This window comes from Corynebacterium sp. PCR 32 (assembly GCF_037464985.1).
GTDB lineage: Bacteria > Actinomycetota > Actinomycetes > Mycobacteriales > Mycobacteriaceae > Corynebacterium > Corynebacterium kroppenstedtii_D.
On the sequence record NZ_JBAHVL010000006.1, the window covers coordinates 79,073 to 103,488 of the forward strand.

A 24,416-nucleotide genomic window follows, 5' to 3' on the forward strand; every position below is an offset into this window, starting at 1 on the left:
CTATCGGCGCATGACTAGTCGCGCAAGTGAATTACCTACCAGCTGAGTGACCTGCACCAGAACAATAATCACGATCGTCGCCACCAATGTGACATTCCAATCGAATGCCCGGTAGCCATACGTAATCGCAAAATCACCCAAACCGCCGCCGCCGATGTATCCAGCCATTGCAGACATATCAACAATTGCGATAAAAATAAATGTGTAACCCAAAATCAACGGGCCCAACGCCTCACGGATCACAACGCTCCACAGAATCTTTAGTGGTGACGCTCCCATCGCTCGAGCAGCCTCCACCACCCCCGGGTCAACACTCACCAAGTTCTGCTCCACAATGCGCGCCACAGCAAACGTCGCAGCGATCACCATGACAAACGCGGCAGCTTCAGTGCCAATCGTCGTCCCCATCACCGATTTTGTTAGGGGGCCCACCGCTGCAATCAAAATAATGAACGGAATCGGGCGAATGATGTTCACCAGAATATTCAGAGTCCAATACAACGGCTTATTCGCCAACACACCTGACGACCGCGACGCATACAACAACACCCCCAAGATCAAACCGAATAACCCGCCAAGGAGAATTGTCCAACCAACCATCCACAACGTCGTCCACAACGCCGTCACCATCATCGGTTTTACGTTAGACCAATCCGTCGCTCCCACAGCAAGAACCACCTCACGCGGTGTCGAACCCAGGGCGTCGGCAAGAAGCAAAGCTGTGCCCACCATTAGTTGATCTCCTCACACTCAGTTAAACCGCCAAGTTCGGCCACAACCGCCTCGACATCATCCGCCGAACCAGTCAGTTTCACCGTGAGCCGCCCAAATGAATGCTCCTGAATGTTATTCACAGCACCGTGGACAAACCCGACACTCACATGCCTATCGGCAGCCAAAGCAAATGCTGGGCTGAGGTCACGCCCGTCATCGACACGAACAGTGACTAGCCTCTCACCCTGGTGATGGCTGATGTCAGTCAGTAACGACTCACGCTCCCGGCCTTCCGGCGTATCACGCAGAGCCGTCGCCACGAAACGCTTGGTCACGTCCTCGCGTGGGTGCGAGAAGATCTCATGTACTGGGCCATACTCAACAACACTGCCGTTCTCCATCACCGCGACACGATCAGCGATAGAGCGCACAACCTCCATCTCATGTGTAATGACGACGATGGTGATACCAAGCTCCCGGTTCACCTTGTGCAGCAAATCCAGGACATCCTGTGTGGTCTCAGGATCAAGAGCGGAGGTGGCTTCGTCGGCAAGGAGAAGGGACGGATCAGTTGCCAGTGCACGAGCAATACCCACACGCTGCTTCTGCCCACCTGACAGTTGTTCAGGATAGTTCTTGCCCTTATCACCCAAACCGACGAAGTCCAACAGCTCTTTCACACGCTTCGCCCTGTGTGTACGAGGCATCTTGGCTAGCGCTAACGGGTACTCAATATTGCCTGCGGCGGTCCGCGAATTCATAAGGTTGAACTGCTGAAAAATCATGCCGATATGTTTGCGGAGGCGGCGAAGTTTCCGTTCCGGCAAATCCGTTATCGTGGTGTTATCCAGTGTGATAGATCCCGAGGTTGGCTTATCTAAACCGTTGATCATGCGGACCAGGGTGGATTTACCTGCGCCGGAATAACCGATAACGCCCAAGATTTCGCCGGGTTCGATGGTCAGGGAGATGCTGTCGAGGGCGGTTGTTGTCCGCTTGCCTTGAGTGAACGTTTTTGTGACATCACGAAACTCCACCCGGGTGCCATGGTTGGTGGGGCGGTCAGTAAATGTCAGAGGGGAAGCATCGTTGCCGGAGATTCCCCACTCGGCTGACTCTGGTATTGCTTCTGTTGATGTAGCTGGGGTGCGCGTGGAGCGTTTCTGCATGGGGTGAGGCTCGCGTGGTGTTGTGGAGCTGGAGGAATTCTCGGTTCGGATTGACGACATTAGGATTCCTCCCGTGTTTTCTTCTCGGTATCCTTCACAATGTCTTCGAGCTCATGGGCGGGGAGATCCACAGAAACAGAGGTACCTTTTGAGTCCTCCGCGTTTGCTTTTTGGACGGGGGCGCTGTGCCAGATTTTCACCAACTTCTTGATGTTTTCGTTGTCCTTCTTTTCTGGTCGTGTAGCAAGGACGTTGATATATGGTTTGGCGCTATCAGCCTTGGGGTCATCAGTTGCTAATGCGGTCTTCGGGTCAATTCCGGCGCGAAGCAAATATGTGTTATTCACGACGGCCGGAGTGCCTTCGCCCCATGCTGTCGCTGTTTGAGCAGCATCGACAGGGGTTACGCGCACTGTTGACCGGGATTGGTCAATATCTGCCGGTGTGGGGTTGAGAAGATGTGATTTCTTCAGTGTGATCAAGTGTTGCGCTTCGAGAAGGTGAAGAGCGCGGCCTTGGTTAGTGCTGTCATTGGGAATGGCGATGGATGTTCCGTTGTGAAGATCTTTGAGATTTTTATGTCCTTTATAGAACAGGGCGAGGGGAACGATTTCTGTAGCGCCCACGGGAACAAGATTCGATTGTGATTCGACATTATACGAGGCTAAAAACTTGATGTGCTGGAACAAATTGACATCTAGGACGCCTTCGCTAAGTGCGGTATTGGGGGTGTTGTAGTCCGAGAAATCTTGGACGTCTAAGTGGATACCGTGTTTTTCTGCTTCCTGGCGGAAGACCCTCCATGCGGTTTTCGATGAATCTGTGGTGCCGATGGTTATGGTGTTAGCTCCACCGCCGCCGTGCCCTGGTGGATGGCAGGCGGTTGCTCCGGCAAGTGTGAGGCCGGATGTGAGGATGAGAGTGCTGAGGCGTCGTAATGATGTAGCCATGATGGTTGTGTCCCTTCAGTCGTGTCATTGTCGTGATGCTATGCCACTGTCTGCCATGTGTGGGCGGGTCTGTGTAAGTGTGGTCCCTGGCGCTCCACATCATAGACCAAGCTGTCTAAAAGTTGAGATTCATTCTGCCTTCTTGTGGGGGGATATGGAAATCCATTGACACCAGGCGAAGGGGCTGCCCTTGTTATGTAGAGATGGTAACCATTCGCCACACTCGAACATGAGTGCTATTTTGTTGGTGTGGAGTGGGTAACAGCTCAAGGATCAATGAATGGTAAACCGCTGACATGGTCGCGACTAGAACGCATCCTGTCAGGAACAGATAACCAGCCAGCTGACCCACCACACTTACTGAAAAATAAGCCATTATCGGCAGATCCTTCTCAAAAGTCGAAAGGGTCACCACCTATAACGTCCCGAAAAAGAGGAGCAAACACGACACTTGATGGGCGTGATTATGTTCCCTACGCTGAATTGCACGCATGTTCGACTTATTCCTTTTTGCGAGGCGCCTCGTCACCAGCAGAGATGGTGGAGGTTGCAGCTGAGCTAGGTTTAGAGGCACTTGCCCTGGTCGATCGTGATGGATTGTATGGCGCTGTTCAATTCGCGGAGGCTGCAGCTGATTCCGGAATAGCCACGGTGTTCGGCGCAGAACTGACGTTATCACCGCCCACTACAGCATCGGGGAACGAGAAGATCCTCACCGTACTGTGTCGCGGTGCGGAGGGATATCGACGCCTATCCCGAATGATTTCTCAAGCGCATATGTGTACGGGGAAGAAAAACATCGTGCACTATCCGCCGCTGGAGGACCTAGCTCAGTATGGTGGCAACCACTGGATTGTCCTGGCAGACCACTCATGGACTCCACACCTAGAGGAACTGATAAAACACTTCCCACAGGTTGTTGTGGAACTTGACTACCTTCTCACCCCCGATGATGCAGATCGTCATGAAGAACAACTCGAAGCTGCTGATCGTCTGGGACTCGCTGCGGTATGTTCGTCTGCTGCTGTGGCAGCCCGCCCGAAAAATGGCCGTTTAGCAGGAGCGAAAACGGCACTGCGGTATCGAAAAAATATAGAGGACGCGGACCCTTACACACACCCTCTCGGTGGAACGTACCTGCGCAGTGGCGCAGAGATGTTCAACCCTGACCATCCAGAACTCACGATGAACACATGCACTGTGGCCCGCGATTGCGCCTTCCCCCTGACAACCATTACGCCAGACCTTCCCGACTGGCCAGTCCCGGAGGGACACACAGAAATGACCTGGCTGGCCCATATTGTGGAGGAACGCGGCACCGTCCGCTACGGCTCTAGAGAAACTCATCCTGCCGTGTGGGCTCAGATTGACCACGAGCTGAGCGTGATCGGAAACCTGAACTTTCCTGGATACTTCCTCATCGTGACAGACCTAGTTGATTTTTGTCAGCACGCCAATATCTTGGCACAGGGGAGGGGATCATCGGCTAACTCGGCGGTGTGTTTTGCCCTCGGAATCACCAATGTAGACCCCATTGCTGCTGACCTGCTTTTTGAACGATTCCTCAGCCCCGAGCGAGAAGGACCTCCCGATATAGACCTAGACATTGAGTCTGGCCGACGCGAAGAAGTCATCCAATACTGCTACGACAAATACGGCCGAGAAAAAGCTGCCCAAGTCGCCAACGTCATCACATATCGACGCCGCGGCGCGCTCCGCGATGCTGCCCGAGCATTAGGGCACTCACCCGGCCATATCGACGCATGGACTCGTGGTCTCAACGATGCTCCCAACAACGTAGTCACACTCGCTGACCAACTCCACGGACAACCACGCCACCTAGGAATACACTCTGGTGGGATGGTGATCTGCGACCGCCCTATTGCCGACGTCGTCCCGGTCGAATGGGCACGAATGGAACAACGCTCCATCATCCAGTGGGATAAAGACGACGCAGCCAGCGGCGGGCTCGTCAAGTTCGATCTTCTCGGACTCGGCATGCTAGAAGCCCTTCATCACGCCATCGACCAGGTCAGCGACCACCGCCGACACACCGTGGAACTATGGCAACTAGGTTTTGATGACCCCGCTATCTACGCAATGCTTGCCCGCGGCGACGCCGTCGGCGTTTTCCAGGTCGAGTCCCGTGCCCAACTATCCGCCCTTCCACGCCTCAAGCCACGCGAATTCTATGACCTTGTCGTTCAAGTTGCCCTCATCCGGCCAGGCCCCATCCAAGGCGGCTCTGTCCACCCCTACATTCGACGTCGAAACGGGGAAGAAAAAATCACCTACGACCACACCTGCCTCAAAGAGGCATTGGCAAAAACACTGGGAGTACCGCTGTTCCAAGAACAAGTGATGCGGGTCGCCGTTGATGCGGCAGGTTTCACCCCCGTCGAAGCCGACACTCTCCGACGAGCAATGGGATCCACACGCTCCGCCACAACAATGGAGCGACTCCGCGCTCGCTTCACCCAAGGCTGTCGTGACAAACATTCCATGGATGACACCACCATCGCCACATTATGGAAGAAAATCATTGCTTTCGCCGCCTATGGATTTCCCGAATCCCACGCACAATCCTTCGCATCAATCGTCTACTTCTCCGCATGGTTCAAGCACTACTACCCGGCAGAATTCTGTGTCGCACTACTCCGTGCCCAGCCCATGGGGTTCTACTCGCCACAGTCACTTATTGCCGATGCCCGACGCCACGGTGTCACCATCCTCCCCATCGACGTCAACCACTCCGACGTCCACGCCGACGCCACCACCAACCCCGACCTTGCCCCCGGCATCGCCAACAGCATGCGGCTTGGACTCAGCACCGTCCACGGCCTAGGCGTCCACGGCGCTGAGGCAGTCGTTCAGGCGCGACGTGAAGGCGGCCCATACAAACGCATCGCTGATCTGTCTCGCCGGGCTGGGATTAGCGTGTCGCAGGTGGAGGCACTCGCTGCGGCGGGAGCGCTTGGAAGTATGGGGATTGAGCGACGTGAGGCACTGTGGGCGGCTGGTTGTGCTGCCCATGAACGCCCCGGCATGCTCCCAGGGATGAGTGAGATTTCAGCGCCCGCTTTGCCCGGCATGAGTGCCTTTGAGCTTGCTGCTGCTGATATTGCGGCGACCGGTGTCACGGCTGATCGTCACCCTGTGGAATTGCTGCGGCGCTATGTGGATAGTGCAGGCATTCTCACTGTGGGGCAGTTAGCCTCATGTGAGGACTCCACACGTATTACTGTCGCGGGAATAGTGACACACCGGCAGCGCCCTAGAACAGCAGGAGGCGTGGTTTTCCTCGGCGTGGAGGATGAGACAGGGCTTGTGAATATTGTGGTGTCCCCAGGGTGCTGGGTGCGTTATAAAAATGTTGCCCACACCTCACGCATGGTTGCTATACGGGGAATTGTTCACAACGCGTCCGGGGCGGTCACTGTTGTCGCCGACCGTATTGAATCACTTGACACCACGCTGGGTGGCACTGTTCTTGCTGGCCCATCACGGGACTTCCGCTGACCGCGAACCTCACAGTGCCCGTAGCCAGTGCCCGCCATTATTCCCCGCCTGCGTAATCGAACTGGCGCCAGGCTTCATAGGCGGCCACGGCTGCCGCATTCGATAAATTCATGGATCGCCGTCCCGGCAGCATGGGGATCCGCACCCGACTAGTAATTCGAGGATCGGAGAGCGCGTCATCACTCAAACCCGTCGGCTCACACCCGAAAAGGAGGATGTCACCCCAGCGATAACGAACTCTATCCACGCGCACTGACGTATTCGAGGTGAACGCATAGACACGGGGCCCCTCCAGATCTCCGCCCACCGTCTCACCCGTGTGTCCATGCGCATGCCGATCCACTGAGCTACCACCTGAGCCAGCTGAAGAAGTAATCTCTGCGCGCCGATCTGCCGGCGCTGCACCTAAGCTGGCTAAACACTGATCGAGGCTGGGGTGGAGAGTCACGTCTGCAAGGTCGTGGTAGTCCAACCCGGCTCGTCGCAAATTTTTTTCTTCCAGAGTGAAACCCAAGGGTTCACACAAGTGAAGATGTGCCCCTACGCCTGCGCACATGCGGATCGCATTGCCTGTGTTCGGGGGGATGACGGGCTGGTCAAACACAATGTGGAGGGCCGGGTTGGGGTTACGGATCGTGTCGTCACCTAATGCGCGTGCTAATCCATGGGCGCGGTGGCGTTGCGATTGTGGGTCATGCCCAGACGTCATGGGGATTGTACTCACTTCTTACTCACTGTATGTAGGGGGCAATGACGGTGATGGCCCACCGTCCACACCTAACTGGCGGTCACGCCGCCATCGATAGACAGACTAGAACCTGTGATGAGACGAGCATAGTCTGAGCACAACCAAATAATTTGTGCAGCGACTTCGTCAACAGTTGTCATTTCTTTGATTGAGTTTCGGCTCAAAAGTACTTTCTCTACAACTTCGTCTTCGGGGAGCCAGTGGAGTGCAGCTTGCTGTCGAATTTGCTTTTGTATCTGTGCGGTCCTGGTGAAACCGGGGTTAACACAGTTTGCGGTCACACCATGGGGGCCGCCTTCAATGGCAGTGACCTTGGTGAGTCCCTCCAGGCCGTGCATTGCTGCGGTATAGGCGACGCGTCCTTCGGAGCCGCGCAGTCCGTGCACGCTACACACATTCACAATGCGACCCCACTCGTTTTTGTACATGTGGGGAAGTGCTGCGCGGGTGAGTAAGAAGGGGGCGGTAAGCATGGTGTCGATAATGCGATCCCAATCGGCTGGTTCGTAATCCTCGATATGCGCAATGACGTGGGAACCTGCACAGTTCACCAAAATATCGCAGTCTAAGGTCATCTCTGCTAGCAGTTCGTGGTCACGTAAATCGACATCCCATACTTCGGCGGAACCACCAAGCTCATGGATTGCATCCACTGTTCCGTCGGTACCTTGTCCCAGTAAGTCTGCCACGACGACATGAGCCCCCGACGCTGCTAAGGCGCGCGCCGCCGCTGCACCGATTCCGCCAGCGCCACCAGTGACGACGGCTGTCCGTCCGCTGAGATCGATAGAAATATACCCGTGCGGTTCGGTATCGATGGCGCTCTGACCAGCGTGTGATGCCACGTTCACGGATGATGCTGTGGCACTGGGATCGTGTCGCACTCCTGGTGACAGTGTGGGAGGTTGGCACCGGTCATGGTGGTGGTTTCCTGCCGCTGTCGAGGTGGTGGAAGGTGTAGTCCCCGTGGAGTGGGAGGATGATGAGGTTTTCTTCATCATTGGTGTTCGCTTCCTGTTGTCAGTAGTGCTGTTGTATACGTTAGGTTCTCGGATACTTTAGCCAGCAGGGACGAGCTATGCAGTCATAGTCGTCTCGGAGTCGTCAACAATGAGGTGAATTTTCGTACTTTTTCGCCGTGTTCGCTGCCGGCGTACGCCACGCTGACTTCTCACAGAAAAGGGTTGTGACCAGTACGAAAGGAATTGGAATAGGTGGCGTGTGGTGGTTTTAGACCTGTGGGAGGGCGAGTAATCCATGAGATGGGGACGTTCATGCCTGGCGCAGCCGTTACAGTGGTGTGAAAAACATATGCCGCTGGGGATCATTCCAGTCCAGGCAGTCGTCGAGAATGTAGTTTTTTCAACGCGAAGGACAGTACATGTTTGAGAGGTTCACCGACCGCGCCCGTCGTGTGGTTGTGCTAGCTCAGGAAGAGGCTAGAGCCCTTAACCACAACTACATCGGTACTGAGCACGTTCTGCTCGGCCTCATCCGTGAAGGCGAGGGTGTCGCTGCGAAGGCTCTCGAGTCGATGGGAATTTCCCGTGACGCTGTCCGCAGCGAAGTAGAAGATATCATTGGCAAGGGGTCGCAGCCGCCGAGTGGATATATTCCTTTTACTCCGCGCGCGAAGAAAGTCCTGGAGCTGTCTTTGCGGGAGGCTTTGCAATTAGGGCATAAGTACATTGGTACTGAGCATATTTTGCTCGGCCTCATCCGTGAAGGCGAGGGTGTCGCTGCTCAGGTGCTCGTGAAGTTGGGTGCCGATCTTCCTCGTGTGCGCCAGCAAGTTATTCAGTTGTTGTCAGGTTACGAAGGCCAAGGCGACGATTCTCAGGAGTCAGGCTCCGGTGAGCCTGCAGGAGCTGGCGTGGGCTCGGCAACGTTAGGTCGCTCCTCTGGTGGTGATTCCGGCCATAAGTCCAATTCCTTGGTGCTCGACCAATTCGGGCGGAACCTCACGCAGGCCGCGAAGGATGGCAAACTTGATCCGGTGGTTGGCCGTGAGAAAGAAATCGAGCGGATTATGCAGGTCCTGAGCCGCCGCACGAAGAACAACCCTGTCCTCATTGGGGAGCCGGGTGTCGGTAAAACTGCGGTCGTTGAGGGCCTTGCCCTGGATATCGTGAACGGTAAAGTTCCCGAGATCCTGAAGGATAAACAGCTCTATTCGCTGGATATGGGGTCCTTGGTGGCGGGGTCCCGGTACCGTGGTGATTTCGAGGAGCGCCTCAAGAAGGTTCTTAAGGAAATTAACCAGCGCGGTGACATCATCCTCTTTATCGACGAGATCCACACTATTGTTGGCGCCGGCGCCGCTGAGGGAGCGATCGATGCGGCATCCCTGTTGAAACCGAAGTTGGCTCGCGGCGAGCTCCAAACCATTGGTGCGACCACGCTGGACGAATATCGTAAGCACATTGAAAAAGATGCTGCACTGGAGCGACGTTTCCAGCCTGTCCAGGTCCCTGAACCGTCAGTGGAATTATCGGTGGACATTTTGAAGGGCCTTCGCCCGAAATACGAGGCACACCACCACGTGTCGATTACCGACGGCGCTCTTGTCGCCGCAGCCTCCCTGTCGGATCGTTACATCAATGACCGCTTTTTGCCTGATAAGGCCGTTGACCTTATCGACGAAGCCGGTGCGCGGATGCGCATCAAACGGATGACAGCACCCGAGTCCCTCCGCAAGGTCGATGAGGAAATCGCGAAGATCCGCAAGCACAAAGAAGCAGCCATCGATGACCAAGATTTCGAAAAAGCCGCTGGTCTGCGTGATCAAGAACGCAAACTGGGTGAGGAACGCGAAGAGAAAGAACGCCAGTGGCGCTCCGGTGAACTCGACGATGTTGCGGAAGTCGGTGAAGAACAGATCGCGGAAGTGCTGGCCCATTGGACTGGCATCCCCGTCTTCAAACTCACCGAAGAAGAGTCCGATCGTTTGTTGCACATGGAGGACGAACTCCACAAGCGCATCATCGGTCAAGAAGATGCTGTCAAGTCTGTATCCCGAGCTATCCGCCGTACTCGCGCTGGGCTGAAAGACCCGCGTCGCCCCTCCGGATCGTTCATTTTCGCGGGCCCGTCTGGTGTTGGTAAGACAGAGCTGTCCAAGGCGCTTGCTCAGTTCCTCTTCGGCGAGGACGATGCCTTGATTCAGATCGACATGTCTGAGTTCCACGATAAGTTCACGGCATCACGCCTGTTCGGTGCCCCTCCCGGATACGTCGGTTATGAAGAGGGTGGCCAGTTGACTGAGAAGGTGCGCCGCAAGCCGTTCTCGGTGGTGCTCTTCGATGAGATTGAAAAGGCCAATAACGAGATCTACAACACCTTGTTGCAGGTTCTGGAGGATGGCCGTCTGACTGATGGTCAGGGCCGTGTAGTCGATTTCAAGAACACCGTCCTCATCTTCACCTCAAACCTGGGTACGGGAGATATCTCCAAGGCTGTGGGGATGGGCTTCTCTGGTGTCGGTGAGACCGATGAACAGGGCCGCTATGAGCGCATGAAGACGAAAGTCAACGATGAGCTGAAGAAGCACTTCCGCCCTGAGTTCCTCAACCGTATTGACGACATTGTTGTCTTCCACCAACTCACTCAGGATCAGATCATTCAGATGGTTGACCTCCTGATTAGTCGTGTAGCGACTGCACTTCGCGCCAAAGATATGGATATCGAACTCACGGACACGGCAAAGCGCCTACTCGCCAAGCGCGGGTTTGACCCCGTACTGGGCGCCCGCCCGCTTCGCCGCACCATCCAGCGGGAGATCGAAGATCAACTGTCAGAGAAGATCCTCTACGGCGAAGTTGCCGCCGGTGAGTTGGTCACGGTTGATGTTGAGAACTGGGATGGCGAAGGTAAAGGGGCCGACGCAACGTTTACGTTCTCCACATCCACCACACCGGGCGCTGTCCTGGGCGCAGGGGACGCCAGTGTGGAAGACCACAAGAAAGAGGCGGAGGATGCCTCGGACGACTCTGACACGATCGTGCCGATGGAATATTCTTCCTCTTACTTCTCCACCGGCAGCTCTGATTCTACAGACCCCGGTTCAGGCACCAGTGCTGCGCAGCCCGAATCTGAATAACCCGCATGAGGGTCCAGCAGAATCGACTGTGAGGACGTGAGTACCACCCCCGGCGCCCAAAAATCCGCTGAGGGTACGGGGCTTCCGCTACTGCGGGAGCCCCACGTGTTCGCCCCGTTCAACCACGAGGCCATCGTCGATCAGGGACTGAAGAGCCCGCATGAGCTGCTTGTCGTCCTTCGACGCATGCGCAATAGCGCCGCGATCGACAGGGCCAGGTGCGTCGCGGAGAACTTTCATAATGGCACCGCGAACCTGCCGGTCCGTGCCCTCAAACTTCTGAACCCGGCGTGCCACAGCGGTGCGCTCTGTCTCCGTCGGCTCTGGGCATCCTGCTAATCGCCACGCGCAGCTGCGGATCAGGGGACAGTGATCACACCGCGCGGCCCGTGAGGTGCACACTAGAGCCCCAAGTTCCATCATTGACGCAGCAAACACTGCCGATCGTTCCACATCTGTGAACTGCTCATTACTGATATGACCCAGGCCAACGCCAGCCACCTTGATGAGCGTTCCCGTCTCCGCCTGTGGTGTTGGTGACAGAGCGGATTGTTCTCGGGAAGTCGGTGTGGCCACATTAATTGACTCGCGGACACGCTGGATCATGGCCCCCACGGAGACATCTGCCTGTTCATCCGATACGGGCATGAGATCACGCATGTCGTCAAGATCTGCTCTCCGAGCTGGTCCTTGTAAGTACTTGCCGTGAACAGCGCGGGCGATCACACGGCGAATATTGGTATCTACCACGGGAACAGCCCACCCGTAAGCGAAACACGCCACGGCGCGGGCGGTGTATTCGCCAATACCGGGTAGGTTCAGTAACTCCGGTACGGTATCAGGCACTCTCCCAGAATGCGTCTCGACGATCGTTCGTGCACAGTCATGTAGACGGAGTGCGCGTCGTGGATAGCCAAGTCGCCCCCAGGCGCGGAGGACATCATCGCGTCCGGCGCGGGCGAAATCGGTGGGCGTTGGCCATCGATCCACCCACTCACGCCAGGCGGGTTCCACACGGGCGACGGGTGTCTGTTGGCTCATCACTTCGCTGAGGAGAACCCCCCATGCGGAGCAGTGGGGGTCGCGCCAGGGGAGGTGACGTCCGGTCAGAATAAACCAGTCATTAAGCTCGTCGACAAGAAAAGACGTTGAGTGGCCAATAAACATCGCGGATCATTGTAGACCGGAGGTTTCTCATGACGGCACTATCGCCCGGCCCGGACCATGGACTGACCCCGGACGCGGCCTCCACCGCGTCCGGGAAGAGCCGCACTCCGGCCTCGGTGTTGCACGATTTATTGGATGGAAACGATCGTTTTGTTCAAGGAAGAGCATTACGGCCGAACCAGGACCGGCAACACTGGTCCAGTTTAACGCAGGGGCAGGCGCCAAAAGCTGTGGTATTGGCATGCTCCGATTCTCGTGTTCCTGTTGAATTATTGTTTGACCAAGGGTTTGGCGACGTGTTTGTGATCCGCACTGCCGGGGAGATCGTTGACATGTCTGTGTTGGCGTCGTTGGAATTCGCTGTGGAGGGGTTGGGTGTTTCCCTCGTGGTGGTCCTCGGCCATGAGAGTTGTGGCGCTGTGAAAGCAGCATCGGAGGCAATGTCACAAGGCGGTGTGTCAGAAACGTTTCAACGTGTTCTGGTGGAGAAAGTGGCGCCGTCAGTGATGGTTGCTCGCGCCCAGGGGCATTTCACCACGGATGATTATGAGAAGCAGCATGTGCGCTCGATTGTGGATCATATTGTCGGCCGGAGCCCTGAGATTATAACGAAACTGGACGATGGCACCATCGGCGTTGTCGGTCTGCGGTACCTGTTAAAAAACGGTGAGGTAGAGGTAGTGACCGCACGCGGTAGTGCGATCCAGGGCGAGGGGCAGTGAGAACTAATCCTGCGCTCTTCGGAGGGGACACGCCGCCTACTTTTCTGCAGGGGGTCCACGTTCCCGATACTCTAGTGATGTGAGCGCTCAAGGTAACTACAACGGTCTTCCGCATCCACCCGAGATTTATCATCGTCGGCGAATTGCCGCCGGCGTCATCGTGGTTGTCATCGTCGCGTTGTTGTGGTGGATTATTTCGTCCTTGAGTGGTGGCGGGGAGTCGTCACCGACGGCGGAATCTAGCACGTCGTCAGCGACGCCGTCGACGTCATCGTCGTCGCCATCGTCATCGGAGGAGGATGACTCATCGTCTGCTCCCACGGAGTCTGAGTCGGAGGATCCGTCTGATTCAGCGGAACCGTCAGTGGCTCCGGACGCGAAGGCAACGTGTGATGTGAATGACCTACAGATCGAGGCGCGTACGGATGCGGATTCGTATAGTGCTGGGCAGATGCCGCGTTTTTACTTGATTGCTCATAACCCAACGAAGGGTTCGTGTCATGTTGACCTTGCGAAGGCGCAGTTGAAGTTCGAGGTTTACAATCTGCAGACGAATCAGCGCGTGTGGTCTGATGTGGATTGTCATCGCCCAGCAGCAACGGGGGCGTTGGATATCAACGCGGGGCAGACCAAGAATTATATGCTGAGCTGGTCGCGGACGTCGTCTTCACCGGGGGATTGTTCAGGTCAGGTCGCGGTGCCTAATGGGTCGTACTATTTGCATACGCTGGTTGGTGATCAGCATTCAGAGGCGACAACCTTTAACTTGGCGTAAGGGCGCGGGGTTGGAGAGGCTTGGTGGCGCCACTGGGATGGCGCCATAGTGTTTAGTGATCGGAATCGTCGTTTGCGGTGTTGGAGTCGTCTTTTGCTTTGTCGGACTTGTCCTTGGTGACGCCCTTGTGGTCGCGGGACGTTTGGCCTGCTTGAGGAACAGCTTCGGCGACGGGAGCCGTCAGGGTGATGTCGCCAGTGTTCAAAGTGAATGTCACTGTCGTGGAGGTGCCAGGTGTTGGGGACCCGTTGAAGCTGGTGCGGATGTAGCTCACGCAGTTGACTCGTGATCCGCCTTTACTATCGGCTGTGGATTCCGATGTGGAGCTCGTCGCCTTGACCTCGTGAGCACCCATGCCTTTGAGTGCATCTTTGTTGTTACCGATGATTTGGCACTGAGGCTTGAGGTCAGTATTTCCCTCAATTTTGACCTCTTTCCCATCGACCTTGATGCGTTGCAGGGTGCGCTGGGTTTGTGAAGGATCAACGTTGGAGATGGTGAATGCAACAGCTCCGGCGTGGTCGTCGGTCTTAGGCTGAACAGTGACATCACGAAGGGTGATGGTGTTGTTCTCTGCGTTGGCAGCGGCTCCATCGACGGCGGGGACCTGGTTAGCGGTTTGGGAAATTTGGCCCGCGCCACAAGCACCGAGGGTCAGTGCGGAACCGGCAGCAGCAATGGCGAGGCCGGAACGTAGGGAAGCCGACTTCAACGACATTTTGTCCTCCATAGGCAGCTGTGGGACAGCCACGTATTCGTCTTATTTTGCGTCAGGGGTTTCTGCTCGGAGCACAGAAATTACCCACTTACATTAACGCGGTATGGCCATTTCTACCTAGTCATGTGACGTTTGTCGTGGCCAATCAGGGGGTAATGATATGCTGAATGGGCTGAAACGTCATTTCACACCAGTTTAGCTGTCCGCACCCGGTGGGCGTGTGTGGCGGATCTGAAGGGACTCATGAAATTCAACGTTGGGGATACCGTCGTTTACCCGCATCATGGTGCTGCTGTCATTGAAAAGAAAGAGCAGCGTCACATCAAGGGCGAAACTGTTGATTATTTAGTCCTGAAGCTACATCAGGGTGATTTAACAGTTCGTGTTCCTGAAAAGAATGCGGAGTCTGTTGGTGTCCGTGATGTCGTAGGGGAAGAGGGCCTTCTCAAGGTCTTTGGTGTCCTTCGAGAAACTGATGTTGAAGAGGCTGGCAACTGGTCTCGTCGGTACAAGGCGAACCAGGAGCGCTTGGCCTCGGGTGATGTGAACAAAGTCGCCGAAGTCGTCCGTGATCTGTGGCGCCGCGATCAGGATCGCGGTCTCTCTGCTGGTGAGAAGCGCATGCTGGCTAAAGCTCGTCAGGTACTGGTGGGGGAGCTTGCGTTGGCTGATGGCACTGATGATGCCAAGGCTGATGCGATGTATCAGGAAGCCCAGGAGGCTATTGTTCGTCATCGTGCCAAGCTCATGGGTGAGGACGACGATGTTGTGAAGAAGCCTGGACCGTCTGAGGATTCTGACTTCATCGATCTCGACGAGGATTTCGACGATTAGCGTTTCGCGTGGTCACGCTGTGAACCGATAAGGTGGGAGCGTGACTCTACGTATTTTCGATTCTGCGTCCCGTCAGTTGCGAGATTTTGTTCCTCTGCGTGAGGGGCATGCATCGGTGTATGTGTGTGGTGCCACGGTTCAATCAGCACCACATATTGGTCATCTGCGGTCGGGCGTTGCTTTTGATATTTTGCGTAATTGGTTGACCCATATGGGTCTTGATGTGGCATTTATTCGAAATGTCACCGATATTGATGACAAAATTTTACATAAGGCGGCTGATCACCATCGCCCGTGGTGGGAATGGGCCGCAACATATGAGCGTGAATTTCAGTGGGCTTATGATCAGTTGGGTGTCACACCACCCTCGTTGGAACCTCGCGCGACCGGGCATATTCCTGAAATGATCGACTACATCCAGCGCATTATTGACGCTGGCCATGGCTACGCTGTCGATGGGAACGTCTACCTGAGCCCCATGACTCTGCCTGATTACGGTGCATTATCTGGCCAGAAGCTGGACGAAATGGACCAGGGAGAATCGGCCGGCACCGGCAAACGAGATCCACGCGATTTCACGTTGTGGAAAGCTGCGAAGCCAGGTGAGCCAAGCTGGGATACCCCATGGGGGCCGGGACGCCCTGGCTGGCACCTGGAGTGCACGGCAATGGCGACGAAGTATCTCGGCACAGAGTTTGATATCCACGCCGGTGGTTTAGATTTGAAGTTCCCACACCATGAGAATGAAAGTGCCCAAGCACATGCGGCGGGTGATGGATTTGCCCAGTATTGGATGCACAACGGCTGGGTAACAATGGCTGGCGAGAAGATGTCGAAATCGCTTGGCAATGTGTTGTCAGTGCCGAACCTGCTGCACCTGGTTCGTCCAGTGGAGCTGCGGTATTACTTGGGGTCGGCGCACTATCGGTCCATGATGGAGTTCTCGGAGCCTGCCCTTCTTGAGGCGGCGTCTGGGTACCGTCGCGTGGAGAAGTTCGTGCATACAGTGTCGGATCTGGCGGAGAAGCGTGGTAGCACGCTGGAGCGTTCCGAGGTGACGGATGTTTTTGCCGACGCGATGAACGACGATATTGGTGTTCCGGCCGCATTGGCTGAGATACACACTGTTGTGCGTTCTGGAAACTCGCAACTGGATGCCGCCCGCCGAGGTGACGACGCCGCCGTGACGAATGTGCTTACCACTGGTGAGCAGGTACGCGCCATGCTTAGTGTGTTGGGTGTGGATCCGTTGGACGAGAAGTGGCTCGCATCCCCCCGTGAATCCGGTGCAGAACACAGTGCTTTGGATGCACTGGTCCGTGCTGAATTGGAGGTTCGTGCGACAGCGCGTGCGGAGAAAGATTGGGCGACAGCAGATGGGGTTCGTGACCGGTTGTCAGCAGCAGGCATCGTCGTCACAGATACTCCTGCTGGGGCCGAGTGGGAGCTTGCGGATCAATAAACATCACTGAGGAGCAGTACTCACACCGGGTCAACGCAACCGGGAACATTGGCGAATCAAGGAGGATGAATGTCAGGTAATACGCGGGGCCATGGTGCTATCCGTAAATCGAATAAGAAGGGGGCGACGAAGGGCTCGGGCGGGCAGCGTCGTCGTGGACTCAGAGGAAAAGGACCCACCCCGAAGGCGGAGGATCGGGTTTATCACAAGGCTCATAAGCGCAAGGTTGAGCAGCAGCGGAAGGCATCGGGACGTCATGATCGACGTAATATGCATGGCTCGGAGCTAGTTGTAGGACGAAACCCCGTCGTAGAGTGCTTGCGGGCAAAAGTTCCTGCGACGGCACTCTACGTCGCCGAGGGAACCGATAACGACGATCGTCTCTCGGAATCAGTACGCGTTGCGGGTGACCGTGGCATTACCGTGCTTGAGGTTCCGCGCATTGAACTGGATCGTATGACTGGTAACGCTATGCACCAGGGCCTTGGTTTGCTGGTTCCGGAGTATCAGTACGTTGATGTTCAGGATGTGATTGAGCGGGCGCAAGAGTCGTCGTCACCTGGCTTGATCGTGTGTTTGGATAATATTACGGATCCGCGGAACCTGGGTGCGGTGATTCGGTCTGTGGCTGCCTTTGGTGGTCATGGTGTGGTGATTCCAGAGCGGCGCAGTGCATCGGTGACAGCGGTAGCGTGGCGGACGTCGGCGGGTACTGCGGCACGATTGCCGGTGGCGAAAGCGACGAACATGACACGCGCCCTCAAGGAGTTTCAGAAGCAGGGCTATCAGGTCGTCGGTTTGGATGCCGGGGGGGATCACACCGTGGATACCTACGACGGGACGACACCGGTCGTCGTGGTGGTGGGTTCCGAAGGTAAGGGGCTCTCACGCCTGGTGTCGGAAACGTGTGACACTGTGATGTCGATCCCTATGGCCGATCATGTGGAGTCATTGAATGCGTCAGTGGCAGCCGGGGTTGTACTCAGCGAATTCGCCCGTCAGCGTCGGGCAAAGGCATAGTTCGTGCGGCGCCTGACCGCTAAGATCACTACACATGAGTCCGCGACGATCCCCCAAGAATGGCCAGAAAGCAACGTTAACGTCGCTCGCTGAAGCCGTGGGGGTCTCCCGCACCACCGTGTCCAACGCATACAACAAACCTGACCACCTATCGCCCCAGACACGGGCCCGGATTTTCGCCACTGCCGCCAAACTGGGCTACGCTGGCCCGGACCCCGCCGCACGCTCGCTTCGGACGCGCCGGGCGGATGCGATTGGTGTCCTCTTCACAGATGAGCTCACGTATGCGTTTGAGGATCGCTCGTCGGTGAATTTTTTGGCTGGTTTGGCGGAGTCGTGCCAGGCGTTGGATTCGTCATTAGTGCTCATTCCTGCTGCTCCGGGGCGTGCATCGTCGGGAATTAATCGGGTGGCGCAGGCGGCTGTTGACGGCTTTGTGGTGTATTCGGTGGCAGCGGATGATCCGACGCTGGATGTTATTGCGTCCCGCGGTTTGCCAACGGTGGTGTGCGATCAGCCGTATTCAACGTCGAAACTGAAGAATTATGCTTTTGTTGGTATCGATGATCGTGCCGCCATTCAGCCGGGCATTCAGCAGCTTATCGACGCTGGCCACCGGCATATTGGGGTGTTGTGTATTCGTTTAGATCGCGAGGCGAATACTGGCCAGGTCTCGGCGCAGAGGTTGCGGAGGGCTCACATGCACGTGCAGCGGCACCGCGTCCAGGGGATCGTGGATACGATTGGGGTGGTTGCTCCCGACGTGGCGGGGGAGATTCCAATTGTGGAGTGCTATATCAACGACGCTGAGGGCACCCGTGCGGCGGCTCGTATGCTGTTGGATACGCATCCGGAGCTCACAGCAGTGGCCTGCACGACGGATTCTCTCGCCATCGCTGTCATGCAGCATGCTACAGAGCGTGGCTGGAGCGTGCCGGGCGATCTTTCCGTCACAGGTTTCGATGGTATTGACGTGGCCGTTGATCAGGGTATTACGACAATCTCCCAGCCGAATAAGGACAAGGGGCAGGCTGCGGGGCATGTTCTTCAGATGATGATTCGAGACGTAGCGGACGACATGGGGGCGACAGCTGTGCTGACGGGGCAGGTCTCTACGACGCGGCCCTCGCGGATGTTACTGGACACCACGTTGATTCCTGGCCGGACAGTGGGGCCGCCACGCTAGTGCATCATGGGATGGTTGTCGCTCCGCGAGGCAGCCGGTCATGGGTGCGTCTCTGGTGATCAGGTGCGGCCGCTGATGCTCTACATAAGCCCCTGATCAGTGAGGTACCCGTGGCGTAGGTCAGCGAGGCGTCGGTAGACGTCGGCAATGGCAGTCGTGTCTGGGACACGCAGGAGGGCGGCGGTGTCGGAGTCACCGACCTTAATGGAGACGTCTTTGCCGTGGAGCACGCGGAAAGCGTTTTCGTCGGTCGTGTCGTCGCCGGCGTACACAATGACGTCAACATCGTAGCGGCCACGGGCGTTGGCTAGCCATGTGCCTTTGTCTACCTCCATGACCTGTGCTTCCAGGATGTGTTTTCCGTACATGTAGGAACCAGTGGTGCCATGGAGCAGGGAATCGAGAACGGTGGCGAACCTTTGCTGTAGTTCTCGTTCTTTCTCCTCGTTGTTCATCTTGATGCCATGGAGGCCGACTCCGAGTGGCTTTTCTTCGACAAATATTCCTGAGCCAGGGGCGCTGTCCGCGATCGCGTGGGCCTCATGGATCATACGGGCGAGCAGTGCTTTCTGGTCATCATTGGGTTCGACGCCGCTGCCGTCGTTGGCTTCGGCACCGTGGGAGCCTACCAGTATGAGGTCGGAGATTGCGCGGACATCATCAGGGCTGTCGTGGGCAATGTTTTGTCCCTGTGGCCCGGTTCGGCGGGCGAGGAGTTCAAGTTTTTCGATGTCCCGGCCGGATACGAGTGCGCCGTGGGTGTGGGGCATACGGGCGAGATCAATGATGGCGTTCATCGCTGTGGGGTTCGCGGTGACGGCCATGGCGTCGGCGTGGAGTGGTGCTAGGCATCCGTCGAAGTCGCTGGCCAGCATGAGAGTGCGGGCGTGGGCAGCGGTGCGAAGTGCGTGGGTGATGTCGTCGGACGAGGTGAACACTCGTTCTCCTAAAGATTGTAGCTGACGTCGAAGGTTCCGCCGGGGGTCGTGGATATCGTTTGGCAGGCTAGGGTCATGTTGTCCTCGATGTCGTAGTCGTCGAGGACGTTGTTGTGCACCATTGTGCTCGTCGCATCGTCATGAGGTGTGATGATGCATTGGCACGCTCCGCATTCGCCTTCTGTGCATCCGTATGGTGCGTCGAGGCCAGCATCCAGCATGGCGTCGAGCAGGGTCGTTCCCTCCGGCCATGCGATGTCGCGGTTGGTATCGTCGAGGACCACATGGGCTGTTGCCGCGGGAGTTGGGCCCGTGGCGGTGTTGCTGGGTGGTGTGGCCGGGCACGGTGTGGGGTTAGTGGGAGTCATTGGTGTCTCGGAGGCAGGTCAAGAATGCTGATGCCCACACGTGAACATCATGTTGGGTGACCTCGTTGAACATGGAGATCATGCGTTCATGCAGTTCATTCTTGGTGGCGAATGCTGCTGAGTGTACTTGTCGTTTGATTGAATCGATATCGTGTGGGTTGCACAGGTATGCGCCGTCGAGTTCGGCAGCAGCGCCGGTGAACTCGCTGAGGACGAGGGACCCGGTGCCTTCGGGGTGGCAGGCGACGTATTCCTTAGCCACGAGGTTCATTCCATCTTTGAGGCTGGTGACCAGCATGATGTCGGCGGCTTTGTAGTAGGAGATGAGGTCTTCGAAGGGAATGGATCGGTGTATGTAGGTGATGGCCGAGTGTCCGATCCTGCTGAAGTGTCCGTTGATGCGGCCGACGGCTTCTTCCACTTGTCGGCGAGCAATTTCATAGTGCTCAATGCGTTCTCGAGAGGGGGTGGCCACTTGGACGAAGGTTGTCGTATCGGGGTCCAAGGCGCCGGTTGTGAGCAGTTCTTCGTAGGCTTCGAGGCGTTGGAGGATTCCTTTGGTGTAGTCGAGCCTGTCGACGCCGAGGATCACTGTGGTGGGGTTGCCCAATTCGGAGCGTACCTTGGATGCGCTGGCATGTTTGGCAGCTGCGGTGACGGAGGTCGTGTCAATTGAAATGGGGAATACGCCGACGCCAACGGAATGACCGTCAGAGGCTGTAATTCTTGCGGTAATTTCCCGCATGCTGGCTTTACCTTGTACAAGAAGGTTTTCTGGTTGGCCGGTGCTTGGTGTTGCGAAGCCTCCGACATCCTGGGCTAACTCGAGGAAGTTAGAGGCGTTGTGGATGGAGTGGAATCCGATGACATCCGCACCGAGTAGGCCGCGGACGACTTCCTCGCGCCATGGCAGTTGTCGGAAAAGCTCGGCGGGTGGGAAGGGGATGTGGAGGAAGAAGCCGATTTTTAGGTCGGGCCGCATTTGTCGCAAAATGCCGGGGAGAAGTTGTAGTTGGTAGTCCTGTACCCATACTGTTGCACCGTGTGCTGCGCGTGCTGCGACTTCCATGGCGAACCGGGTGTTGACGTTGCGGTAGGTTATCCACCATTTTCGTTTGAAGATTGGTCTCACGATGAGGTCGTGGTAGAGCGGCCACAGCGTCGCATTAGAGAATCCTTCGTAGTATTCGCTGTAATCACGCTCAGTGAGTCCCATGGGGATGAGTGTGATGTCGTCGTCGGTGGTGAATGGCCCGGCGACGGGTGTTGCTGTTGGGCCTTTGGATGTTCCGCCGGGCCAGCCGATCCATGCGCCTTTGTGTTCCTTGAGGACGGGTTTGAGGGCGGTGACTAGTCCGCCGGGGCTTGGTTCGAAGCGTTTGGTTCCGTCTGGATTGACTTCGATGTCGACGGGTAATCGGTTGGCGACGACGATGAAGGAGTAGGTGTCTTTCACAGGGGGGCGGTGGGTGGTGGTTGTGGTGGTGTTGTGAGAAGGCATGGTGTTAGTACTTTCGTTGTTGTCGAGGTGTGGTTTCGACGTAGTGGTAGAGGATTCTCTGTTACAGGGTAGTGGTGTCGCGTGTGTGCAGCGACCGGTGATGGTATAAGTGCGTTGAGAGTCTGTGTATAGCAAAAGCGACCACGCCCGCGCGGGTGCAGCGTGGTGCGTGGTCGCTGGGGTGTGTGCCCCACAGGCGGTAGTGCCCTGATGTTGTCTAGCTTGATGTTTTCTTTGCAGTCGATTTTTTCGCTGTCGATTTCTTTGTGGTTTTCTTGGTCGACTTTTTGGTGCTCTTTTTGGCTGAGGACTTGGTCGACTTTTTGGTTGTTTTTTTTGTGCCCTTGCTGGTGGTTTTTTTACCAGTTGTTTTTTTGCTGGTTTTCTTGGTTGATTTCTTTTCCGGTTTTTTACCGGGGGTTTCGGGCTCGCCGAGTTCCTTGGCAACGCGTCGGTAGAGCAGCCCTTTGGGTTCGACACCCAGCATGCTGGTCAGTGTGGTGTAGTCGAAGAAGTCCTTCGAGTAAGTGGCGACAATGCGCTGGGCCGCGATGGCGGTGTCTTCTTCGACGGCGTGCAGTGATTCTGCGTTGGTTGCCCGGTTATCAGTGACCTTAGGGGGCACAAATCCTCCTGGAAAATCCTCCTGGGATGGATGGTGAACAGTGTAATGGTAGCTCACACGGCGGGTTTCGTGGTAGCCACCATGGGTTTTGGTTTATTGGCGACGCCATTGTGAGCGTGTTTTTGTTGTTCTGTAGGAACGGTTGCGCCAGCGTGCTCGGATGGATCCTCCAGTTGCTGGCGTGTCGGGGGTGGTGATGAGGCGTGGAGTGCTTCGGCCAGCGGTGCGCGCTTTGACGGCGAGGGGCCGGCGGATGATGTTTCGGACGCCGCGGTAGGCGGTGGCTATTCGTGGTCGGCGTAGTCTGCGTGCTGTCCATTCCCCGAGGACGACGCCTGCTGCGAGGCTGGTGGCGATAGCGAATGCGGTGGCCACGGAGGAGAAACCAGCCGAGGCGTGTTCGTTGAGGATGGCGTACATGCCGCGGTAGAGCGCGAAGCCGGGGAGGAGTGGGGTGATTCCGGAGACAGCGGTAATAAGTGGTGGGATCATGTATCGACGGGAGAGTAGGCCGCCGAAGAGGCCGATGAGTGTGGCGGCCATGCCCGAGGCGGCGATGGGACCGAAGCCGGTGGGGAGCAGGATCATGTAATAGAAGGCGGCGCCGATGAGTGAGGTGATGGTGGTGATGACGGTGGATCTGAGGCGTGCAAAGCAGGCGACGGCGAAGAATGCGCCGGCGACGGCGCCCGATATGGTGATGACGACGTTGCGGACGACGTCGGAGGATGCTGAGCCTTCGAAGGCTGGTAGGGGGATGCCGAGGCGGGTGGTGATGCTGAGTCCGAAGCCGACGCCGGCGATGATGGCGCCGGTGGAGAGGGCGGCTTCGAAGAATCGGGCGGAGGCTGTAACTGGTGCGCCGGTGATGCCGTCTTGGAGTGCTTGGACGAGGGTGAGCCCGGCGAGCATGGCGACGATGCTGGCGCCGATGCAGACGGAGGGGTTAATTTCTATGCCGTAGTGGTTTCCTAGGTGGTATGTAAGGGCGGCGGGGAAGGGGGCGAAGAGTCCGCCGAAGACGTTTTGGAAGAAGAGGGGGAGCCCTCGGCTGGCGAGGACAGCGGAGCCCCACATGATAACGATGGCGGATAGGCAGGAAATGGTGGCGTCGGTGAGGTGTCCGCCAAAGAGGAATGCGACAGATCCGGTGAAGAAGCCCCACATGATGAGGATGAAGATGGGGTTGTAGGTGGGTGGTGCTGTGACGATTCTGTGGAGTTCGTCGGCTGCGTGGGATCGGGTGTAGCCGCCGGTGAGGATGCGTCGGACGAGGACATCAATTTCTTCTAGGCGGGCAAAATCCATGCTGAGTTTACTGACGACGCGGAATGCTGATAGGGCTCCTTCGGTGGGGCCTATCGTGGTGTAGAGCATGAGTGTGTTCAGTGTGATATCGACGTGGACATCGTGGATACCGTAGGTTTCGGTGATGGCGTGCATGTGGGCTTTGACATCCCCGTTGCTCATTCCGCTGGCGAGGAGGACATCTCCGATGCGTGCTGCGAGGTCGAGCACGGCGTTGATTTCGTCGGCGTCGGTGAAGTCGATGGGTTTGAGTGGTGATGGTGCTGGTGCTGCTTTGACGGCGTCGATGGTGGCGACAGGATTGGATCCGCCCGTGTGGGGTCCGGTGGTGCGTGAGCCGGCGATGCGTCGGAATATGTGGCTGAATCCTGAGACGAAATCCATGGGGGCGATCGTTGCCTTCACTGATCGGGGTGGTCGAGGAGTGTGTGGTGACAGGCTACGACAGACACTGAGGTGTTGACGAACGAACGGCGAGATGTCTGTGTGTGGTGTGGTGTCTGGGGAGGGTTTTCGGTGGTTGGAGGGTGTGTTTTCGTGGTGAGTTGGGTTCCGTGTATGATGACGGGGCTGGCTTAGTGTGCTTGGCCGTG

Annotated in this window: 21 protein-coding genes; 9 read left to right on the top strand and 12 right to left on the bottom strand. The window is 56.7% G+C overall.

The genetic code is table 11. The annotated features are described in order from the left end of the window. The 3 genes from V5S80_RS08245 to V5S80_RS08255 are packed head-to-tail and all read right to left on the bottom strand — an operon-like array spanning nucleotide 1 to nucleotide 2,833. Nucleotides 1-678 (bottom strand): methionine ABC transporter permease, encoded by a 678-nt coding sequence (locus V5S80_RS08245; RefSeq protein ID WP_395170358.1) that lies wholly within the window; start codon nucleotides 676-678, stop codon nucleotides 1-3. A 53-nt stretch (nucleotides 679-731) separates the two neighbouring features. Next, a complete protein-coding gene (locus V5S80_RS08250; RefSeq protein ID WP_395170293.1) occupies nucleotides 732-1,943 on the bottom strand; it encodes a methionine ABC transporter ATP-binding protein in 1,212 nt (403 codons plus the stop codon). Beyond that, nucleotides 1,943-2,833: a MetQ/NlpA family ABC transporter substrate-binding protein gene (locus V5S80_RS08255; RefSeq protein WP_395170294.1), complete on the bottom strand. Its 891-nt coding sequence runs from the start codon at nucleotides 2,831-2,833 to the stop codon at nucleotides 1,943-1,945. The genes V5S80_RS08250 and V5S80_RS08255 overlap by 1 nt, the downstream gene beginning before the upstream one ends. 276 nt (nucleotides 2,834-3,109) lie before the next feature. Here V5S80_RS08255 and V5S80_RS08260 point away from each other — a divergent pair, with 276 nt between their 5' ends. Then, a complete protein-coding gene (locus V5S80_RS08260) occupies nucleotides 3,110-6,352 on the top strand; it encodes an error-prone DNA polymerase (RefSeq protein ID WP_395170295.1) in 3,243 nt (1,080 codons plus the stop codon). Between the two features lie 37 nt (nucleotides 6,353-6,389). Here the strand turns inward: V5S80_RS08260 and V5S80_RS08265 are convergent, their stop codons facing one another. Beyond that, nucleotides 6,390-7,061, bottom strand: a complete 672-nt coding sequence (locus V5S80_RS08265) for a tRNA (cytidine(34)-2'-O)-methyltransferase (RefSeq protein WP_395170296.1) — start codon at nucleotides 7,059-7,061, stop codon at nucleotides 6,390-6,392. Nucleotides 7,062-7,129: 68 nt separating this feature from the next. Continuing rightward, nucleotides 7,130-7,945 carry an SDR family NAD(P)-dependent oxidoreductase gene (locus V5S80_RS08270; protein ID WP_395170297.1) on the bottom strand — a complete coding sequence of 272 codons (816 nt, stop codon included), beginning with the start codon at nucleotides 7,943-7,945 and terminating at the stop codon, nucleotides 7,130-7,132. A gap of 52 nt (nucleotides 7,946-7,997) precedes the next feature. On the opposite strand from V5S80_RS08270, the gene V5S80_RS08275 reads away from it, so the two are divergent. Both V5S80_RS08275 and V5S80_RS08280 read left to right on the top strand, forming a co-directional pair. Next, nucleotides 7,998-8,162, top strand: a complete 165-nt coding sequence (locus tag V5S80_RS08275) for a hypothetical protein (protein WP_395170298.1) — start codon at nucleotides 7,998-8,000, stop codon at nucleotides 8,160-8,162. Between the two features lie 319 nt (nucleotides 8,163-8,481). Next, entirely contained in the window at nucleotides 8,482-11,199 is a 2,718-nt protein-coding gene (locus V5S80_RS08280) for an ATP-dependent Clp protease ATP-binding subunit (RefSeq protein ID WP_395170299.1), read from the top strand. An 87-nt stretch (nucleotides 11,200-11,286) separates the two neighbouring features. Here the strand turns inward: V5S80_RS08280 and V5S80_RS08285 are convergent, their stop codons facing one another. Continuing rightward, nucleotides 11,287-12,366 carry an A/G-specific adenine glycosylase gene (locus tag V5S80_RS08285; RefSeq protein ID WP_395170300.1) on the bottom strand — a complete coding sequence of 360 codons (1,080 nt, stop codon included), beginning with the start codon at nucleotides 12,364-12,366 and terminating at the stop codon, nucleotides 11,287-11,289. A 29-nt stretch (nucleotides 12,367-12,395) separates the two neighbouring features. Here V5S80_RS08285 and V5S80_RS08290 point away from each other — a divergent pair, with 29 nt between their 5' ends. Both V5S80_RS08290 and V5S80_RS08295 read left to right on the top strand, forming a co-directional pair. Continuing rightward, nucleotides 12,396-13,088 (top strand): carbonic anhydrase, encoded by a 693-nt coding sequence (locus V5S80_RS08290; protein WP_395170301.1) that lies wholly within the window; start codon nucleotides 12,396-12,398, stop codon nucleotides 13,086-13,088. A gap of 79 nt (nucleotides 13,089-13,167) precedes the next feature. Beyond that, nucleotides 13,168-13,863 (top strand): hypothetical protein, encoded by a 696-nt coding sequence (locus V5S80_RS08295; protein ID WP_395170302.1) that lies wholly within the window; start codon nucleotides 13,168-13,170, stop codon nucleotides 13,861-13,863. Nucleotides 13,864-13,915: 52 nt separating this feature from the next. Here V5S80_RS08295 and V5S80_RS08300 read toward each other — a convergent pair whose 3' ends face one another. Beyond that, nucleotides 13,916-14,581 carry a hypothetical protein gene (locus V5S80_RS08300; protein ID WP_395170303.1) on the bottom strand — a complete coding sequence of 222 codons (666 nt, stop codon included), beginning with the start codon at nucleotides 14,579-14,581 and terminating at the stop codon, nucleotides 13,916-13,918. 243 nt (nucleotides 14,582-14,824) lie between these two features. Here V5S80_RS08300 and V5S80_RS08305 point away from each other — a divergent pair, with 243 nt between their 5' ends. The 4 genes from V5S80_RS08305 to V5S80_RS08320 all read left to right on the top strand — a co-directional run bounded on the left by V5S80_RS08305 (nucleotide 14,825) and on the right by V5S80_RS08320 (nucleotide 19,083). Next, nucleotides 14,825-15,415, top strand: a complete 591-nt coding sequence (locus V5S80_RS08305; RefSeq protein WP_395170304.1) for a CarD family transcriptional regulator — start codon at nucleotides 14,825-14,827, stop codon at nucleotides 15,413-15,415. A gap of 40 nt (nucleotides 15,416-15,455) precedes the next feature. Further along, nucleotides 15,456-16,877 (top strand): cysteine--tRNA ligase, encoded by a 1,422-nt coding sequence (gene cysS, locus V5S80_RS08310; RefSeq protein ID WP_395170305.1) that lies wholly within the window; start codon nucleotides 15,456-15,458, stop codon nucleotides 16,875-16,877. A gap of 69 nt (nucleotides 16,878-16,946) precedes the next feature. Beyond that, a complete protein-coding gene (gene rlmB, locus V5S80_RS08315) occupies nucleotides 16,947-17,897 on the top strand; it encodes a 23S rRNA (guanosine(2251)-2'-O)-methyltransferase RlmB (protein WP_395170306.1) in 951 nt (316 codons plus the stop codon). Between the two features lie 34 nt (nucleotides 17,898-17,931). After that, entirely contained in the window at nucleotides 17,932-19,083 is a 1,152-nt protein-coding gene (locus V5S80_RS08320; RefSeq protein ID WP_395170307.1) for a LacI family DNA-binding transcriptional regulator, read from the top strand. Nucleotides 19,084-19,163: 80 nt separating this feature from the next. Here V5S80_RS08320 and V5S80_RS08325 read toward each other — a convergent pair whose 3' ends face one another. The 5 genes from V5S80_RS08325 to V5S80_RS08345 all read right to left on the bottom strand — a co-directional run bounded on the left by V5S80_RS08325 (nucleotide 19,164) and on the right by V5S80_RS08345 (nucleotide 24,207). Continuing rightward, nucleotides 19,164-20,021 (bottom strand): trehalose-phosphatase, encoded by an 858-nt coding sequence (locus V5S80_RS08325; RefSeq protein ID WP_395170308.1) that lies wholly within the window; start codon nucleotides 20,019-20,021, stop codon nucleotides 19,164-19,166. Nucleotides 20,022-20,029: 8 nt separating this feature from the next. Beyond that, nucleotides 20,030-20,389: a 2Fe-2S iron-sulfur cluster-binding protein gene (locus V5S80_RS08330; protein ID WP_395170309.1), complete on the bottom strand. Its 360-nt coding sequence runs from the start codon at nucleotides 20,387-20,389 to the stop codon at nucleotides 20,030-20,032. Continuing rightward, a complete protein-coding gene (locus V5S80_RS08335; RefSeq protein ID WP_395170310.1) occupies nucleotides 20,376-21,890 on the bottom strand; it encodes a trehalose-6-phosphate synthase in 1,515 nt (504 codons plus the stop codon). The genes V5S80_RS08330 and V5S80_RS08335 overlap by 14 nt, the downstream gene beginning before the upstream one ends. A gap of 217 nt (nucleotides 21,891-22,107) precedes the next feature. Next, the gene (locus V5S80_RS08340) at nucleotides 22,108-22,515 is read right to left on the bottom strand and encodes a histone (protein ID WP_395170311.1); all 408 of its coding nucleotides are present in this window, start codon (nucleotides 22,513-22,515) and stop codon (nucleotides 22,108-22,110) included. A 93-nt stretch (nucleotides 22,516-22,608) separates the two neighbouring features. After that, nucleotides 22,609-24,207 carry a threonine/serine exporter ThrE family protein gene (locus V5S80_RS08345; protein ID WP_395170312.1) on the bottom strand — a complete coding sequence of 533 codons (1,599 nt, stop codon included), beginning with the start codon at nucleotides 24,205-24,207 and terminating at the stop codon, nucleotides 22,609-22,611. Nucleotides 24,208-24,416 lie beyond the last annotated feature (209 nt).